We start from the raw sequence: 16,403 nt of genomic DNA, 5'->3' as shown, positions 1-16,403 counted from the left end.
GCGTAGGCGCTACAGTCCGTCGGGAGCATCCACGCGGATGTATACCGGATCCCCGGTCCGCTTGGCTGACAGGGCAGCTTTGGCAGCGCGCATTGCCCGGGTGATGGCGGGTGCTTCGCTGTACGGGAAGAAACAGAGCGTCCGCCACCGCTGGCCGGGTTCTTCCGTGCCGTGTCCCATGGGCTCTTCCACGGGGGCCGGACCCACAAGGCGCGCCGTTTCCGGGAGGCCGAGCCGGGACACAAAACCGTCCAGGCCTTCGCGTGAGCCCGTGAGTTCCGCGTAACGGACCGCCGGCGGAAGCCCGAGCTCCCGGCGCAGGGCAAGTTCACGCTCGGCCGCGCCCGCTGGATCCCAGCGGAGCAGATGGCCCACCGTCGCGGCGTCGTCAGCGGTCACCACCACCACTCCCCCGTCCCCGGCCGGGCGGACCAGCGCGGCTGCGGTGAGCCAGCGGCGCAGGGTTTCTTCCTGGGCCCGGAGGGACTGCCGCGAAAGCATGGCCGTTCCATCCAGCAGCAGTGCGGCGGCATAGCCCGACGGCGCCACGGGTTCGGCTCCGGGTGTGGCCACCACCAGGGCCGGGGTGTCCGGGACTTCGGCACGGATGTGGTCTCCCGCGGAGGACACCACGGTCACTGACGGGAAGGCACGGCCGAGCTCCTCGGCGGTCCGTCCGGCGCCGGCAGTCGAGGCGCGCAGCCGGAAGCTGCCGCAGTGCTGGCAGTGCCAGCGCGGCTCAGGGCGTGCACACCAGCGGCAGGCCGGCGGGGAATTCCTCCCGGCCTGCGCCAGCGGACCCTGGCACTGCCGGCAGCGTGCGGGTTCCCGGCAGTCCTGGCAGGACAGGGCCGGAGAGAACCCGGTGCGCGCCACCTGCACCAGCACCGGGCCGCGCTTCAACCCGTCCTGTGCCGCTTTCCAGGCGGCGTGCGGAATCCGGGCGCGGGCAGCCAGCGGGTCCCGTTCCAGGTTGAAGGTGTCAGCAGTGCTCATGACCCGCGCCGTCGAGGCACGCACCAGAGCGCGCTCGGCGTTCAGCGGCGCGGCCCAGCCGGACTCGATCAGGCGCTGCGCTTCGGTGCTGCGGGTATGGGAAGCCACCAGCATCCCGGCGCCGGCGGCCTCGGCGCGCAGCAGCAGCACGTCGCGGGCATGCTGGTACGGGGCACGCTGCTCGGCATGGAGATCATCGGCGTCGTCCCAGATGCATACCAGCCCAAGGTTGCCCACCGGGGCGTAGGCCGCGGACCGGGTGCCCACGGCCACCGAAGCATCGCCGTAAAGCAGCTGCAGGAAACTGCGGTACCGGGGGGTGGGCCCGTCCTCGCCGGTGAGCCGCACCGCGGTGCCCTCCGGCACACGGTCCTGCAGGGCGTCCATGACACGGGCCAGGTCCTTCTGGTCCGGAACCACAACGACGGCGCCGCGGCCCGAAAGCACGGTAGCTTCCACAGCGGCTGCTATCTCCCGGGGCCAGGCGTCCGGACCGTAACCGCGCAGGGAACTCAGCACTGCACGCGGACTGTGGCCGGCCGCGAGGTGGCTGAGGAAGCGGGGTCCGTGCGGGTAGCGCCGGAACGGATTCTCCGCGGGCAGCGCTTGTTCCGGCACGGCGTCCGGCGTTCCTGCCGGGTCTGCTGCTCCGGCTGCTCCGTCCTGGGGCCCGGTGCCTGCCAGCCGGTCAGCAAACTCCTTCTCCACCCTGGCCACGCGCGGGGGAACTGCTACGCGCAGCACGTCATGCACGGATCCGGCGTACCGCGCGGCTACGGACTGCGCCAGGGAGAGCACGTCCCGGCTGAGCACCGGAACCGGAGAGACAACCTTGCCCAGGTTCACCAGCCGCGCGGTGGTGTCCGTGGATTCCAGCCGTTCGATGAGGAAACCAGCCAGTTCCTGCCCGCCAAAACGGACCTTCACGCGCACTCCGGGCACCGCCGCGTCGCTGAGCTCTGCGGGAACCAGGTAGTCGAAAGGCCGGTCAAGGTGCGGCAGGGGCGAATCCAGCAGCACCCGGGCTATGGGCAGCTCAGGTGCAGGCCGGGCCTTGCCCACCGGGGAAGCCGGCGGGCTGAAGCCATGCAGCAGGGACAGCTGCACGGCTTCCTCCGCCGAAGCGCGCTGTCCCTGGGGCGCGCGCTGCGGCGGATGCTCTCCCATGGACCTAGGCGTTGAACCAGCGGCGCAGTTCCTCGACCTTGTCGAGGCGCTCCCAGGTGAATCCCTCGTCCTCGCGGCCGAAGTGCCCGTGCGCGGCAGTCTTCTGGTAGATCGGACGCTTGAGGTCCAGGGCGTTGATGATGCCGAGGGGACGCAGGTCGAAGACCTCGTTGATGGCCTTGGAGATCAGCATCGGGTCGACGGTTTCCGTGCCGAAAGTTTCAACGTAAATGCCAACGGGGCGTGCCATGCCGATCGCGTAGGCGATCTGGATCTCGGCCCGGCGGGCCAGGCCGGCGGCAACAACGTTCTTGGCGACCCAGCGCATGGCGTAGGCGGCGGAGCGGTCAACCTTGCTCGGGTCCTTGCCGGAGAAGGCGCCGCCGCCGTGGCGGGAGAATCCGCCGTAGGTGTCCACGATGATCTTGCGTCCGGTCAGGCCGGCGTCGCCCACGGGGCCGCCGATGACGAACGGTCCGCCGGGGTTGATGATGTGGCGGACGCCGGAGGTGTCCAGCTCAGTTCCCTCAAGCACCGGATTCACCACGTATTCCACCATGTCCCGGTGCAGCTGGCCCTGGTCCAGGTCGGCGGCGTGCTGGGTGGAGACAACCACGGAATCCACGGAGACCGGCCGGTCGCCGTCGTAGCCGATGGTGACCTGGGTCTTGCCGTCGGGGCGCAGGTACGGAAGGGAACCGTCCTTGCGGACCTTGGTCAGCCGCTCGGAGAGGCGGTGGGCCAGCCAGATGGGCGTGGGCATCAGGACGGAAGTCTCGTCGCTGGCAAAGCCGAACATGATGCCCTGGTCGCCGGCGCCCTGTGCGTCGAGCGGGTCCACGGTATCCCCTGAGCGGTTCTCCACCGAGTTAAAGACGCGGGAGGCAATTTCCGGGGACTGCTGGCCAATGGAGACGGAAACGCCGCAGCGTGCGCCGTCGAATCCGTTGGCCGAGGAGTCGTAGCCGATTTCGAGGATGGTGTCCCGGACAAGCTGCGGAATCTCAACGTAGCCTTCAGTGGTGACTTCACCTGCCACATGGACCAGGCCCGTGGTGACCAAGGTCTCCACGGCAACACGGGATTCGGGGTCGGCCTTGAGCAGGCCGTCCAGGATCGCGTCGCTGATCTGGTCACAGATCTTGTCCGGGTGGCCTTCGGTCACGGACTCGGAGGTGAACAGCCGCAGGGCGCTGGAATCGGCGGGGGAAGTCGTATTGCTGGAAGTCACGGGTTTACTCTACTTCGTTCCGGGGACAGTCCCCGTCTGGGCTCATTCCGTGCCACGCACGGTTATCTGGGGTCTTATTGCTGCACGGGAAGAAACATAGCCTCATCCGCACGGTATCCAGGCAGGAAACAGCTGGAGGAGGGCTTACCCGGGCGGTACGGGAGCCGCGGCAGGATCGGGCGCCTGTGCGCCTGCCAGCTCAGCGGCAATCCGCTTCACCAGGTGCCGGGCGATCTCGGTTTTGCTGCCGGTCAGCGCCGGCGGCTCAGCGGCGGGATCTTCATGCGGAGAGAGGATGCGCACCTCGGTGCTGTCCTGCCCAAACACCAGGGACCGTCCCACCTGGTTCAGGACCAGCAGGTCACAGCCCTTGCGTTCGAGTTTGCGCCGGCCGTACTCAAGCACCGAGCCGCCGCCGTCGCCGGTCTCCGCGGCGAACCCGACAATCAGCGCCGGTCCAATACCGCTGGCGGAGCGGTTCTGCACGGCTTCCGCCAGGATGTCAGGGTTGCGCACCAGCGTGATCACCGGGTCGGTGCCGTCGTCGCGCTTTTTGATCTTGGTGTCTGCGTTTTCTCCGGGCCGGAAGTCCGCGACGGCGGCGGACATGACCAGCACGTCCGTGGAGCGGGCCGCTTCATGGACGGCGTCGCGGAGTTCCAGTGCGGTTTCCACCTGGACCAGTTCCACACCCTCCGGGACGGGAACTTCGAGGTGGGCTGCGATGAAGCGGACCTCGGCGCCCTCGGCGAGGGCTGCGGCCGCGACGGCCGCTCCCTGCTTGCCGGAGGAGCGGTTGCCCAGGAAGCGGACGGGATCCAGTGGTTCGCGGGTGCCGCCTGCGGTCACGGTGACGCGGCGGCCGGCCAGGAGGCCCCCCGCCGGAGCGGCGGCAGCGGCCGGAGCTTCGCCGGCAGCGGCCAGCGCCGCGGCAAAGATGTCTTCCGGTTCGGGAAGCCGTCCCGGGCCGGAGTCCTTGCCGGTGAGGCGGCCGGTGGCCGGTTCCATGACGACGGCGCCGCGGGAACGCAGCGTGGCAACGTTGGCCCGGGTGGCCGGATGGTTCCACATTTCGGTGTGCATCGCCGGGGCGAAGAACACCGGTCCGCGTGCCATCAGCAGTGTGTTGGTGAGCAGGTCCGAGGCGAGCCCGGCGGCTGCCCTGGCCAGGAGGTCGGCGGTTGCCGGCGCCACCACGATCAGGTCGGCTTCGTGGCCGAGCCGGACGTGGTTGACGGTGTCCACGGCGTCGAAGACCGTGGTGCTTACCGGGTGGCCGGAGAGGGCCTCCCAGGTGGCTATGCCCACGAACCGGGTGGATGCCTCGGTGGGCACCACCTGGACGCTGTGGCCGGCTTCGGTGAACAGGCGCAGCAGTGACGCTGCCTTGTAGGCAGCGATACCGCCGCCCACCCCCAGGACAATGCGCACGCCTGTCCTACCTCCTAGCCGTGGGTATGTGCCTTATTCGGCGGTTTCGTTGGCGCGGACTACCAGCATGCCGTCGTTGATCTCGCGCAGGGCGATGGACAGCGGCTTTTCGTTGAGCTTGGTTTCAACGAGCGGGCCAACGTACTCGAACAGGCCTTCGTGCAGCTGGGAGTAGTAGGCGTTGATCTGCCGGGCACGCTTGGCACCGTAGATGACCAGGGCGTACTTGGAATCAGCGGCCGTCAGCAGGTCGTCGATCGGCGGGTTGATGATGCCTTCAGGCTGGGTAGACAAAAGATCTCCAAAGTTTTCGTGCGGATCAAGAACAGCAGCTCAGCGTTGGCGAGGGCTGATCCCCATGAGTGAAACGAGCTCTGCTGCAGCCCGCTGAACGTCATCATTGATGACAGTGTGATCGAACTCGGGCTCGGCAGCAAGTTCCAGTTTAGCGGTTTCCAGCCGCCGCTGCTGCTCTTCGGGTGTTTCCGTGCCCCGGCCCACCAGACGGCGGACCATTTCGTCCCACGACGGCGGAGCCAGGAACACGAAATTGGCTTCCGGCATGGACTCCTTGACCTGGCGGGCGCCCTGCAGGTCAATCTCCAGCAGCACTGAACGGCCGTCGGCCATTGCTGCCTCCACGGTGCGGCGCAGGGTGCCGTACCGGTTGTGCCCGTGGACCACGGCCCACTCGAGCATCTGTCCCTCGGAAACGAGGCCGTCGAACTCCTCCGGGGTCACGAAGAAGTAGTGCACTCCGTTTTCCTCACCCGGGCGCGGAGCACGGGTAGTGGCGGACACGGAAAGCCAGACCTCGGGATAGTTATCCCTGATATAGGTGGACACAGTGCCTTTGCCAACGGCGGTGGGACCTGCCAGAACTGTCAGCCGCGGTTGCGACACGTAGACCTCACTTGTTTAGGGAACAGGTCCGACGCCGCCGCAGCCGCGCTGTGCGGCGGCAGGCTTAGTCGGACTCCAGTAATTCGATCAGCGCCTTGCGCTGGTGGACACCAAGACCCCTCACCCGGCGGGTTGGGGCGATACCCACGGTAGCCATTATTCCAGCTGCGCGGCGTTCCCCCACACCGGGCAGTGCACGCAGCAGGTCCACGACCTTCAGCCGCCCCACCGCTTCCTCGGAAGCACGGGAGACGATGACCTCTTCTACCGAGAGTTCACCGGACTTGATCTTGGACTTGATATCGGCCCGCACGGTGCGGGCGGCGGTGGCCTTTTCCCGCGCCCTGGTGCGCTCGGCTTCAGTCAGTGGTTTGAGGTTCAATTGGCTCTCCCGGGCGAAGACTGACCACCCGTCAAACTGGTTGTGACCGGCGGCTTTGCGGTTTCTTGGGCTAGGGTCCGAACCTATCCGCACTATGCGGGCAATGCAATGGAAACCGGTACGGAAGCCGTACCGGTTTCCACTATGGCTTCGGGAGGCCGTCCAGCGTGCGGATCGCGGCCTGCCGCAGCGCCGCGGGTTCCGGCCCGGCCTTGAGGATGTCCCGGCTGGAAGTCGCAAGCACATTGGCGTACGCGGAGCCGAAGGTTCTCCTCAGGTCCTCCCCGGTAGCCCCCTGGGCACCAAGGCCCGGCGCCAGGATGGCTGCGTTGGCCGCCGCCAGGTCGATGTCCAGGTCGGCAAGGGCCGAGCCGACGGTCGCACCGATAACCAGCCCCGTGGATCCGAGTGTTCCGGACTCAGCATTTTCCGCCGCCGTGGCATCAACGATCCGTGCCGCCACGGACCGTTCCGCTCCGACGTGCTGCACGGAGGCGCCTTCAGGGTTGGAGGTCAGGCCAAGGACAAAGACTCCCCTGCCGGTCGCGGCAGCGAGGTCCAGGGCCGGGCGCAGGGATTCGAAACCCAGGTACGGGCTAAGGGTGACCGAGTCCGCAGCCAGCGGCGACCCGTCCCGAAGCCAAGCATCAGCGTAGGCGGCCATGGTGGAACCAATGTCCCCGCGCTTGGCGTCAGCGATGGAGAGAACTCCAGCTTCAGCGCAGGCAGCCAGGAGGCGCTCCAGCACGGCCATGCCGGCGGAGCCGTGGCGCTCAAAGAGCGCCACCTGCGGCTTGACGGCAGCAGCCTGCTCCCCCACCGCTTCCAGGACGGTATGCGAGAAGCGTTCCAGCCCGGCGGCGTCGTCCTTCAGTCCCCAGGCGGCCAGCAGGCCGGGGTGGGGATCGATGCCGACGCAGAGCGGTCCGCGGGTGTCCATGGCTGCCCGCAGGCGCGCACCGAAGGGTGCGCGCCTGCCGGCAGCTTCAGTGCTGTGCTCAGGCAAGGCTGGAAGCCCGGAGCTTGGCCGCGTACTCCTGCAGGGAGCAGACGTCCCACTCGTAGGAGCGCATGGCCTCGATAGCCTGCACTGCTGCGGTGAATTCGGACACGGTGGTGATGACCGGGCAGCCGATCGACGTGGCGGCGGCGCGGATTTCGTAGCCGTCGCCGCGGGCCTGGCCGCCGGACGGCGTGTTGATCACCATGTTGATGTCACCGGCGGTGATGAGGTCCACCACTGTGCCTTCGCCGTCGGGTCCCACGCCCTCGCCGACCTTGCGGACGGTGGTGGCCTGGATGCCGTTGCGGCGCAGGACGTCGGCGGTGCCGCCGGTGGAGAGGATCTCGAAGCCGAGGTCGCTCATCAGCTTGACCGGCATGATGATTGAGCGCTTGTCCCGGTTGGCGACGGAAACGAAGATCTTCCCGGCCGTGGGCAGCGCCGAGTTGGCGGCCGCCTGGGACTTGGCGAAGGCGGTGTCGAAGTACTTGTCGATGCCCATGACTTCGCCGGTGGAACGCATTTCCGGGCCGAGCAGGGAATCCACCACGGTGCCTTCCGGGGTGCGGAAGCGGCTGAAGGGCAGCACGGCTTCCTTCACGGCCACCGGGGCGTCCAGCGGAAGCGCCGAGCCGTCGCCGGTTGCCTTGAGCTTTCCGGCGGCACGCAGTGCCGCGATGGTGGTTCCGGTGCCGATCAGCGCCGCTGCCTTGGCCAGCTGCACGCCGGTGGCCTTGGAGACGAAGGGCACGGTGCGGGAGGCACGCGGGTTGGCTTCGATCACGTAGAGCACATCCGAGGCCAGGGCGAACTGGATGTTGATCAGGCCGCGGACGCCGACGCCGGAGGCGATGGCGCGGGTGGCTTCGACCACGCGGCCGATGACGTCGGTGCCCAGCGTGATGGGGGGCAGCACGCAGGCCGAGTCGCCGGAGTGGATGCCGGCTTCTTCGATGTGTTCCATGATGCCGCCCACGTACAGGTCGGTGCCGTCGAAGAGCGCGTCGACGTCGATCTCAATCGCGTCTTCCAGGAACCGGTCAACCAGCACGGGATGGTCCGGGGTGATTTCCGTGGCATTGGCGATGTACCGGGAGAGATTGGCTTCGTCATAGACAATTTCCATGCCTCGGCCGCCCAGCACGTAGGACGGCCGGACCAGGACGGGGTAGCCGATCTCATCGGCGATCTTCTTGGCATCCTCGAAGGACACAGCGGTGCCGTTCTTCGGAGCGATCAGGCCGCCCTCGTCCAGGACTCGCTGGAAGGCACCGCGGTGCTCGGCCAGGTCAATCGCCTCGGGCGAGGTGCCCAGGATGGGGATGCCGGCGTCGGCCAGTTCCTGGGCCAGCTTCAGCGGGGTCTGGCCGCCGAGCTGGACGAAGACGCCCAGCACGCCGCCGGTGCGCTGTTCGGCGTGGATGACTTCCAGCACGTCCTCAAGGGTGAGCGGCTCGAAGTAGAGGCGGTCGGAGATGTCGTAGTCCGTGGACACGGTCTCCGGGTTGCAGTTGATCATCACGGTCTCGTGGCCGGCTTCGCGCAGCGCCATGGTTGCGTGGACGCAGGAGTAGTCGAACTCAATGCCCTGGCCGATGCGGTTCGGGCCGGAGCCGAGGATGATCACCGAAGGCTTCGCGTGCTGCCCAACCTCATCCTCCTCGTCGTAGGAGGAGTAGTGGTACGGGGTGTACGCGGCGAATTCGGCGGCGCAGGTGTCCACCGTCTTGTAGACCGGGCGGATGCCCAGGACGTGCCGCACGCCGCGGACAACTGCCTCGGACTGGTTGGTGAGCCTGCCGATCTGCTCATCGGAGAAGCCGTGCCGCTTGGCCAGCCGCAGGACGTCCTCGGTGATCTGGGCGGCGCCGCGGATTTCCGCGGCGACCTCGTTGATCAGTTCGAGCTGGTCCAGGTACCACGGGTCGATTCCGGTGGCCTCGTAGAGCTGCTCGGCGGTGGCACCGCCCAGCAGTGCCTGCTGCACCTGGGCCAGGCGGCCGGTGGTGGGCCGCTTCGCGGCTTCGATCAGGGCCGGTACGTCTGCCGGGTCCACCGGGTCGAAGCTGAGCTGGGAACCCTTCTGCTCCAGGGAACGCAGGGCCTTCTGCAGCGCTTCGGTGAAGTTGCGGCCAATGGCCATCGCTTCGCCGACGGACTTCATGGTGGTGGTCAGCGTGGGATCCGCAGCCGGGAACTTCTCGAAGGCGAAGCGCGGAACCTTCACGACAACGTAGTCCAGCGTCGGTTCGAAGGACGCCGGGGTCTTCTTGGTGATGTCGTTGGGGATCTCATCCAGCGTGTAGCCCAGGGAAAGCTTCGTGGCGATCTTGGCGATCGCGAAGCCGGTGGCCTTGGACGCCAGCGCCGAGGAGCGGGAGACACGCGGGTTCATTTCAATGACGACGACGCGCCCGGTGTCCGGTTCGATGGCGAACTGGATGTTGCAGCCGCCGGTGTCAACGCCGACTTCACGGATGACGGCGATCGCGATGTCCCGCAGCTTCTGGTACTCACGGTCGGTCAGGGTCATGGCCGGTGCCACGGTGATGGAGTCACCGGTGTGGACGCCCACGGGATCGAAGTTCTCGATGGAGCAGACAACAACGACGTTGTCGTTCTTGTCCCGCATCATCTCGAGTTCGTATTCCTTCCACCCCAGGATGCTCTCTTCGAGCAGCACCTCGGAGGTGGGGCTGTACTGGATGCCGGCGCCGGCAATGCGGCGCAGGTCCTCGGCGTTGTAGGCCAGGCCGGAGCCCAGGCCGCCCATGGTGAAGGAGGGGCGGACCACCATCGGGTAGCCCAGTTCATCGGCGGCGGCGAAGGCTTCGTCCATGCTGTGCACGATGATCGACTTGGCCGACTCGGCACCGCAGCGTTCGACGACGCCCTTGAACTTCTCGCGGTCTTCGCCGAGTTCAATGGCTTCGATGTTGGCGCCGATGAGCTCTACGTTGTACTTCTCCAGCACGCCGTTCTTGTCCAGCGCGATGGCGGTGTTCAGTGCGGTCTGGCCGCCCAGGGTGGGCAGCACGGCGTCGGGACGTTCCTTGGCGATGATCTTCTCGACCACCTCCGGAGTGATCGGCTCGACGTACGTGGCGTCGGCGAACTCCGGGTCGGTCATGATCGTTGCCGGGTTGGAGTTGACCAGGATGACCCGCAGGCCTTCCTCCTTCAGCACGCGCAGTGCCTGCGTGCCGGAGTAGTCGAATTCGGCGGCCTGGCCAATGACGATCGGGCCGGAGCCGATCACCAGGACGGACTTGAGATCGGTTCTGCGGGGCATTAGCGGGATTCCTTGTTCTTGCTGGAGGCCATCAGGTCGACGAAGCGGTCGAAGAGGTAGGCGGAGTCGTGCGGGCCGGCGGCGGCTTCGGGGTGGTACTGGACGGAGAACGCGGGGATGTCCAGGCAGGCGAGGCCTTCCACCACGTTGTCGTTGAGGCTGATGTGGCTGACTTCCACCTTGCCGAACCGGGCTTCGGGCGCGGTGACGGGACCGTCCAGCGGCGCGTCAACGGCGAAGCCGTGGTTCTGGGAGGTGATTTCAACCTTGCCGGTGCGCCGGTCCAGGACGGGCTGGTTGATGCCGCGGTGTCCATAGGGCAGCTTGTACGTGCCGAAGCCCAGGGCGCGGCCCAGGATCTGGTTGCCGAAGCAGATGCCGAAGAACGGGGTGCCGGTGTCCAGCACGTCGCGCAGCAGCTTGACCTGGTTGTCGGCAGTGGCGGGGTCGCCGGGGCCGTTGGACATAAAGACGCCGTCCGGGTTCAGTGCCTGGACATCTTCGAGGGTGGCGGAGGCGGGCAGCACGTGCACGCGCACGCCGCGTTCGGCGAAGCGGACCGGGGTCATGGACTTGATGCCCAGGTCCAGTGCCGCAACGGTGAAGAGCGGTTCGCCCTCCCAGCCGTGGGCGGAGGGTTCGACGACGTAGCTCGCTTCGATGCTGACTTCCTCGGCCAGGCGGGAGCCTGCCATGGATTCCTGGGCACGGACCTCGGCCAGCAGTTCGGCGTCGCTGCGCAGTGCAGCCTCGCCGGAGAAGATGCCGGCCTTCATGGCGCCGCGCTCACGCAGGTGGCGGGTGATGGCACGGGTGTCCACGCCGGAGATGCCGACGACGCCCTGGGCTGCAAGGTCCTCGTCCAGGGTGCGCTCGGAGCGCCAGTTGGAAGGCTTGCGGGCCGCGTCGCGGACGATGTAGCCGGCCACCCAGATGCGGCGGGACTCGGCGTCGTCGCTGTTCACGCCGGTGTTGCCGATGTGCGGGGCGGTCTGGACAACCAGCTGGCGGGCGTAGGAGGGGTCCGTGATGGTCTCCTGGTAGCCCGTCATTCCGGTGGCGAAGACTGCCTCGCCAAGGGCGGTGCCGGTGGCACCGTAGCTGCGGCCGCGGAAGCTGCGGCCGTCCTCCAGCATGAGGACAGCTGTTCTCGGGGCGGGGGTTTGGTTCACTGTCACAGTTGTTCCTCGCTAGATGTTGCAGATTCCGGCAGCAGCGCCTTGATCGCCGAAACCAGGGGGGTCTTGTGGTCGGCCGCCCGGGTGCGGAACCCGGTGTCGACACTCTTGGGTCCGAGCTGCCAGGTCACCAGGACCAGGCCCTCTTTCTCCACGAACTTTCCGGCCATTCCGCGTTCCAGGCGGACGCCGCGCAGATCCGCACGCGGGATCCAGACGTCCGGTGCACCCTTGCGGGCGAAGAGCAGGCCTTCGCTGAAGACTGCGGCGGTTGCAACGGACTTCACGCCCATTCCGTACACCGCCACGCGGTCGAGCCAGTCTCCTGCGGTGGTGGTGGCTACGTACTGGCCGTCGGCTTCAAACCGGGGCAGGTCCAGGTCTTCGGGCATGGGCCGGGGCCGGGGAATGTCTGCCTGGCGCTGTCGGCGTCCGCGCCAGCCGACAGCAAACAGCGTCAGCACGATGGCCGCGGCCGCGGCGAGTCCGATAAAGAAAATCACCCGATCCACGGTGTCTCCTCTGCAGCTGCGGCGCGGGGACCGTTCAGCGCTCCGTCCAGGACGGTGGGGTGTCCGGCGAAGAAGGCGGCTCGGACCATTCCGGGCAGTTCAAGCCCTGCATAAGGACTGTTCTTGCCCATGGTTGCCATCTTATGGGGGTCCACGGCGCGCCGCGCAGCCGGGTCAACCAATATGACGTTGGCCGGTTCACCGGTTTCAAGCGGTCTTCCCTGTGTTCCCACGCGTCCGATACGTGCCGGCGTGGTGGAAGTCACGCGGGCAAAGCCGGCCCAGTCCATCAGGCCGGTCTCAATCATGGTTGCCTGCACCACGGAGAGGGCAGTCTCCAGCCCGGTCATGCCCATGGCAGCCTGCGCCCACTCGCACTCCTTGTGCTCGCTGGGATGCGGGGCATGGTCGGTGCCGACGATGTCGATCGTGCCGTCGGCCAGGCCGCGGCGCAGTGCCTCGACGTCGGACTCCGTACGCAGCGGCGGGTTCACCTTGTACACCGGGTCGTAGCTGCGGACGGCTTCATCCGTGAGCAGCAGGTGGTGCGGGGTGACCTCGGCGGTGACGTTGATGCCGCGTTCCTTGGCCCAGCGGATGATCTCCACTGAGCCGGCGGTGGAAACGTGGCAGACGTGCAGCCGGGAACCGGTGTGCTGGGCCAGCAGGACGTCGCGGGCGATGATGGATTCCTCCGCCACCGCGGGCCAGCCGGGCAGGCCCAGGACGGCGCTCACGTCACCCTCGTGCATCTGCGCACCCTCGGTCATGCGGGGCTCCTGCGCGTGCTGGGCCACAACGCCGTCGAACGCTTTGACGTATTCGAGCGCTCGGCGCATCAGCACCGGATCATGGACGCACATGCCGTCATCCGAGAAGACACGGACGCGGGCCCGTGAGTCGGCCATGGCGCCGAGTTCAGCAAGCCGTTCGCCCTTCAGCCCGACGGTCACTGCGCCCACCGGACGGACATCGACCCAGCCGGACTTCAGGCCCAGGCTGTAGACCTGCTCCACCACGCCGGCGGTGTCCGCTACGGGGTTGGAGTTGGCCATGGCGTGCACGGCGGTGAAACCGCCAAGGGCCGCAGCACGGGTGCCGGTTTCGACCGTCTCGGCGTCTTCCCGGCCGGGTTCACGCAGGTGGGTGTGCAGGTCCACCATGCCCGGCAGCGCGATGAGGCCTTCAGCCTCGATCACCAGGGCGCCTTCGGGTGCGTCGAGTTCCTGGCCCACGGCGGCGATGATGCCGTCGCGGATCAGCAGGTCGGCGCGCTCGGCGCCCAGCAGCGAGGCACCGCGGAGCAGGTAGGTTCCGGTGGGAGAGAGCACCGGTGAGGCGGCGGGAGCGGGTTTGGCTGGTGTTGCGGGGTGTGCGGTAGTCACTGTGCGGATACTTCCTGTGGTGTGCGCTGGGAGCTGCCTTCACCGGAGAGCAGCAGGTAGAGGGCGGCCATGCGGACCGAGACGCCGTTGCTGACCTGGGCCAGGACGGTGGCCCGGGGCGAGTCGGCCGCGCGTGAGGAGATTTCGAGGCCGCGGTTCATGGGGCCGGGGTGGAGCAGGATCGTGTTGTCCATGCCGAGCGTGTCCAGCCGGTCCAGCCGGACGTCGTCGAAGCCCCACCGGCGGGAGTATTCCCGCACCGTGGGGAAAAAGGCGGAGTGCATGCGTTCGGCCTGGACCCGGAGCATCATGACGGCGTCCGGTTTGGTTTCAAGGGTCTCGTCCAGCGAGTAGCTGACCTTGCAGGGCCAGGATTCGACGCCGAAAGGCAGCAGCGTGGGCGGTGCCACCAGCGTGACTTCCGCGCCGAGGGTCTTCAGCAGCCAGAGGTCGGAGCGGGCGACCCGGGAATGCAGGATGTCTCCCACGATTGCCACGTGCATGCCGGAGAGATCGGTCCCCTGCGAGGGAACCCCGTGCAGCTGCGCCCAGTGCCGGCGCATGGTGAACGCGTCCAGCAGGGCCTGGGTCGGGTGTTCGTGCGTGCCGTCGCCTGCGTTCAGGACGGCGGCGTCGATCCAGCCGGAGTTTGCCAGCCGGGCCGGGGCGCCGGACGCTCCATGGCGGATGACGACGGCATCGGCACCGATGGCGGCCAGCGTCTGCGCGGTGTCCTTCAGCGACTCGCCCTTGGAAACCGAGGAACCCTTGGCGGAGAAGTTGATCACGTCTGCGGAGAGCCGCTTGGCAGCGGCTTCAAAGGAGATGCGGGTACGTGTCGAGTCCTCGAAGAAGAGGTTGACTACCGTCCGGCCGCGCAGGGCGGGGAGCTTCTTGACCTCCCGCTCCCCCACGGCAGCCATGGCCTCTGCCGTGTCCAGGATGGAAATGGCGTCCTGGTAAGAGAGATCCAGGGTGGAGAGCAGGTGTTTCATGCGGCGCCTTCGATCACGACTTCGTCCAGGGCCGGCAGGTCAGTCTCTGCCAGCCTCACCCGGACCTTTTCCACGGCCGCAGTCGGCAGGTTTTTGCCCACATGGTCAGCACGGATCGGCAGCTCGCGGTGCCCCCGGTCAACCAGGACGGCCAGACGCACTGCACGGGGACGGCCAAGGTCGATCAGGGCGTCCAGCGCAGCCCGGATGGTGCGTCCGGAGTAAAGCACATCGTCCACCAGGACAACGACTTTTCCGTCGATGCCGCTGGCCGGAAGCTGCGTGGGATGCGGCGGACGGGTGGGCTGGTGCGCCAGGTCGTCACGGAACATCGTGACGTCAAGCTGCCCGGTGATGTCGTCTGCGGAAACCGTGGGGTCAGCGGCTGCGATCTTGGCAGCCAGCCTGCGGGCCAGTGGATAGCCCCGGCGGGGAATGCCCATCAGCACCAGATCGGTGCCGCCCTTGTTTGCTTCAAGGATCTCGTGGGCAATGCGTGTCAGCACGCGGTCAATGTCAGCTGAAGTCAGAACGGTACGGGCAGGCACGGCGGCCTGCTGGCGATCATTAAGATCCATATTCTGCTTCCTCCTTCCCCGCCTCACAGGACGGATTTAAAGGTTGAATGCCATCCAAAACTATCACAGCAGGTCCCGCGTATATTGTTGGGTCCATGACAGGCATGCGCGCATGACACCGGCCCCCGGCAGCGGGCAGTCCCGGCTCCCCGGACATCCGGAAGAACCGGTGCCCGAACTCAGTGTCCCTGCTTCCCGGCGAGGGGCCTCCGGCATCCTGAACGTGCTGCTGATTGCCGCCGCCGGTGTGGTGCTGGTGCTCGTGGGCCTGTTCTTTTTTGCAGCCCTGGGCAGTGAAGCCTTCATCCTGTGCGGGTTCCTGGCACTGATTCCGCTGGGTATCTGCCTGCTGGGCCTCCACTGGATCGACCGCTGGGAGCCCGAGCCCCGCGGGGCGCTGGTCTTCGCGTTCCTTTGGGGTGCCGGAGTCTCGGTGGCCCTCACGCTGCTGCTGGGCGGAACGGTCAACGAAATCCTGGCCATGCTGCTGCCGCTGACGCCGGCAGAAGTGCTGACCACGGTGATCCAGGCGCCGCTGGTGGAAGAGACCGCCAAGGGTCTGGGGGTCCTGATGCTGGTCTTCGTTCGGCGCAGCCACTTTGACGGTCCGCTGGACGGGATTGTCTATGCGGGCACGGTCGGAGCGGGCTTCGCCTTCACCGAGAACATCCTCTACTTCAGCGCCGCCCTGGCCGAAGCAGGCGGGGTGGGCCTGCAGCTTGGTTTTGTCTTTGTGCTGCGCGGCCTTTTCTCCCCCTTCGCGCATGTGCTGTTCACCGCGGCGATCGGCGTGGCCCTCGGCATCGCCGTCCGCAGGCCCGGCGCCGTACGGATCGCCGGCGGGTTCGCGGCCGGCCTGGCAGCGGCGGTGGCCGGACACATGTTCTGGAACGGCGGCATGGCCCTGGTGGCGGACGACTTCTTCCTTTTCTACTTCCTGCTCCAGGTTCCGCTCTTCGCCCTCGCGGTGGGCGGCGTCACGTGGCTGCGCCGCCAGGAGCAGCGCCTCACCCGGCAGCGGCTGGGTGAATACGCAGCCGCCGGCTGGTTCACCCCTGCGGAGGTGAATCTGCTGTCCACGCCCGCGGGGCGGCGCCAGGCCCTGCACTGGGCGGGAGCATTTGGAGCCAAGGCCCCCATGCGCACCTTCATCCGCGAGGCAACGCACCTCGCCCTCACCCGGCAGCAGCTGGTCAACGGCCGGGAGCCGGAAAAGAACACGGCACGTGAACGCCGGCTGCTTTCGGAGCTGACACAGACCCGCACCGGCCTGCTGGGCGTCGCTGCCGCCGGGCGCCGCTACTAGGCGTGCCAGCCACGCGGGCACGCAAAAGCCCGGCAGGGAAGTCC

The 16,403-nt window shown here is 67.4% G+C and carries 14 protein-coding genes; 1 reads left to right on the top strand and 13 read right to left on the bottom strand.

The window, feature by feature from the left end; all coding sequences use genetic code 11:
- Positions 1-9 precede the first annotated feature (9 nt).
- The 13 genes from NGB94_RS02815 to pyrR all read right to left on the bottom strand — a co-directional run bounded on the left by NGB94_RS02815 (position 10) and on the right by pyrR (position 15,053).
- Positions 10-2,163 carry a primosomal protein N' gene (locus NGB94_RS02815; protein WP_325788933.1) on the bottom strand — a complete coding sequence of 718 codons (2,154 nt, stop codon included), beginning with the start codon at positions 2,161-2,163 and terminating at the stop codon, positions 10-12.
- Between the two features lie 4 nt (positions 2,164-2,167).
- Positions 2,168-3,394, bottom strand: a complete 1,227-nt coding sequence (gene metK, locus NGB94_RS02810; RefSeq protein WP_325788931.1) for a methionine adenosyltransferase — start codon at positions 3,392-3,394, stop codon at positions 2,168-2,170.
- A 144-nt stretch (positions 3,395-3,538) separates the two neighbouring features.
- Positions 3,539-4,825: a bifunctional phosphopantothenoylcysteine decarboxylase/phosphopantothenate--cysteine ligase CoaBC gene (coaBC, locus tag NGB94_RS02805; protein ID WP_325788929.1), complete on the bottom strand. Its 1,287-nt coding sequence runs from the start codon at positions 4,823-4,825 to the stop codon at positions 3,539-3,541.
- A 33-nt stretch (positions 4,826-4,858) separates the two neighbouring features.
- Complete coding sequence (rpoZ, locus tag NGB94_RS02800) at positions 4,859-5,119, bottom strand: DNA-directed RNA polymerase subunit omega (protein WP_055241005.1); 261 nt, start codon at positions 5,117-5,119, stop codon at positions 4,859-4,861.
- 39 nt (positions 5,120-5,158) lie between these two features.
- A complete protein-coding gene (gmk, locus tag NGB94_RS02795) occupies positions 5,159-5,728 on the bottom strand; it encodes a guanylate kinase (protein WP_325788927.1) in 570 nt (189 codons plus the stop codon).
- A 64-nt stretch (positions 5,729-5,792) separates the two neighbouring features.
- Positions 5,793-6,110 (bottom strand): integration host factor, actinobacterial type, encoded by a 318-nt coding sequence (mihF, locus tag NGB94_RS02790; RefSeq protein WP_325788926.1) that lies wholly within the window; start codon positions 6,108-6,110, stop codon positions 5,793-5,795.
- Between the two features lie 142 nt (positions 6,111-6,252).
- Entirely contained in the window at positions 6,253-7,116 is an 864-nt protein-coding gene (pyrF, locus tag NGB94_RS02785) for an orotidine-5'-phosphate decarboxylase (RefSeq protein WP_325788924.1), read from the bottom strand.
- Positions 7,109-10,405 carry a carbamoyl-phosphate synthase large subunit gene (carB, locus tag NGB94_RS02780; RefSeq protein WP_325788923.1) on the bottom strand — a complete coding sequence of 1,099 codons (3,297 nt, stop codon included), beginning with the start codon at positions 10,403-10,405 and terminating at the stop codon, positions 7,109-7,111. The genes pyrF and carB overlap by 8 nt, the downstream gene beginning before the upstream one ends.
- Positions 10,405-11,541 carry a glutamine-hydrolyzing carbamoyl-phosphate synthase small subunit gene (carA, locus tag NGB94_RS02775; protein WP_325789116.1) on the bottom strand — a complete coding sequence of 379 codons (1,137 nt, stop codon included), beginning with the start codon at positions 11,539-11,541 and terminating at the stop codon, positions 10,405-10,407. The genes carB and carA overlap by 1 nt, the downstream gene beginning before the upstream one ends.
- A gap of 38 nt (positions 11,542-11,579) precedes the next feature.
- Complete coding sequence (locus NGB94_RS02770) at positions 11,580-12,095, bottom strand: hypothetical protein (protein WP_325788921.1); 516 nt, start codon at positions 12,093-12,095, stop codon at positions 11,580-11,582.
- Positions 12,083-13,426, bottom strand: a complete 1,344-nt coding sequence (locus tag NGB94_RS02765; protein ID WP_325789115.1) for a dihydroorotase — start codon at positions 13,424-13,426, stop codon at positions 12,083-12,085. Before NGB94_RS02765 ends, NGB94_RS02770 begins: the two co-directional genes overlap by 13 nt.
- 50 nt (positions 13,427-13,476) lie before the next feature.
- Positions 13,477-14,475, bottom strand: coding sequence for an aspartate carbamoyltransferase catalytic subunit (locus NGB94_RS02760; protein ID WP_325788920.1), 999 nt, complete (start codon positions 14,473-14,475; stop codon positions 13,477-13,479).
- The gene (gene pyrR / locus NGB94_RS02755) at positions 14,472-15,053 is read right to left on the bottom strand and encodes a bifunctional pyr operon transcriptional regulator/uracil phosphoribosyltransferase PyrR (protein ID WP_325788919.1); all 582 of its coding nucleotides are present in this window, start codon (positions 15,051-15,053) and stop codon (positions 14,472-14,474) included. The genes NGB94_RS02760 and pyrR overlap by 4 nt, the downstream gene beginning before the upstream one ends.
- Positions 15,054-15,165: 112 nt before the next feature.
- Between pyrR and NGB94_RS02750 the strand changes: the two genes are divergently transcribed.
- Positions 15,166-16,359 (top strand): PrsW family intramembrane metalloprotease, encoded by a 1,194-nt coding sequence (locus tag NGB94_RS02750; protein WP_325788917.1) that lies wholly within the window; start codon positions 15,166-15,168, stop codon positions 16,357-16,359.
- Positions 16,360-16,403 lie beyond the last annotated feature (44 nt).

Origin of the sequence: Arthrobacter koreensis (assembly GCF_035792275.1) — a bacterium.
Classification (GTDB): Bacteria; Actinomycetota; Actinomycetes; order Actinomycetales; family Micrococcaceae; genus Arthrobacter_B; species Arthrobacter_B koreensis_A.
Note: the sequence above shows the minus strand (reverse complement) of the source record. Positions and strands in the feature narration are given on the sequence as shown.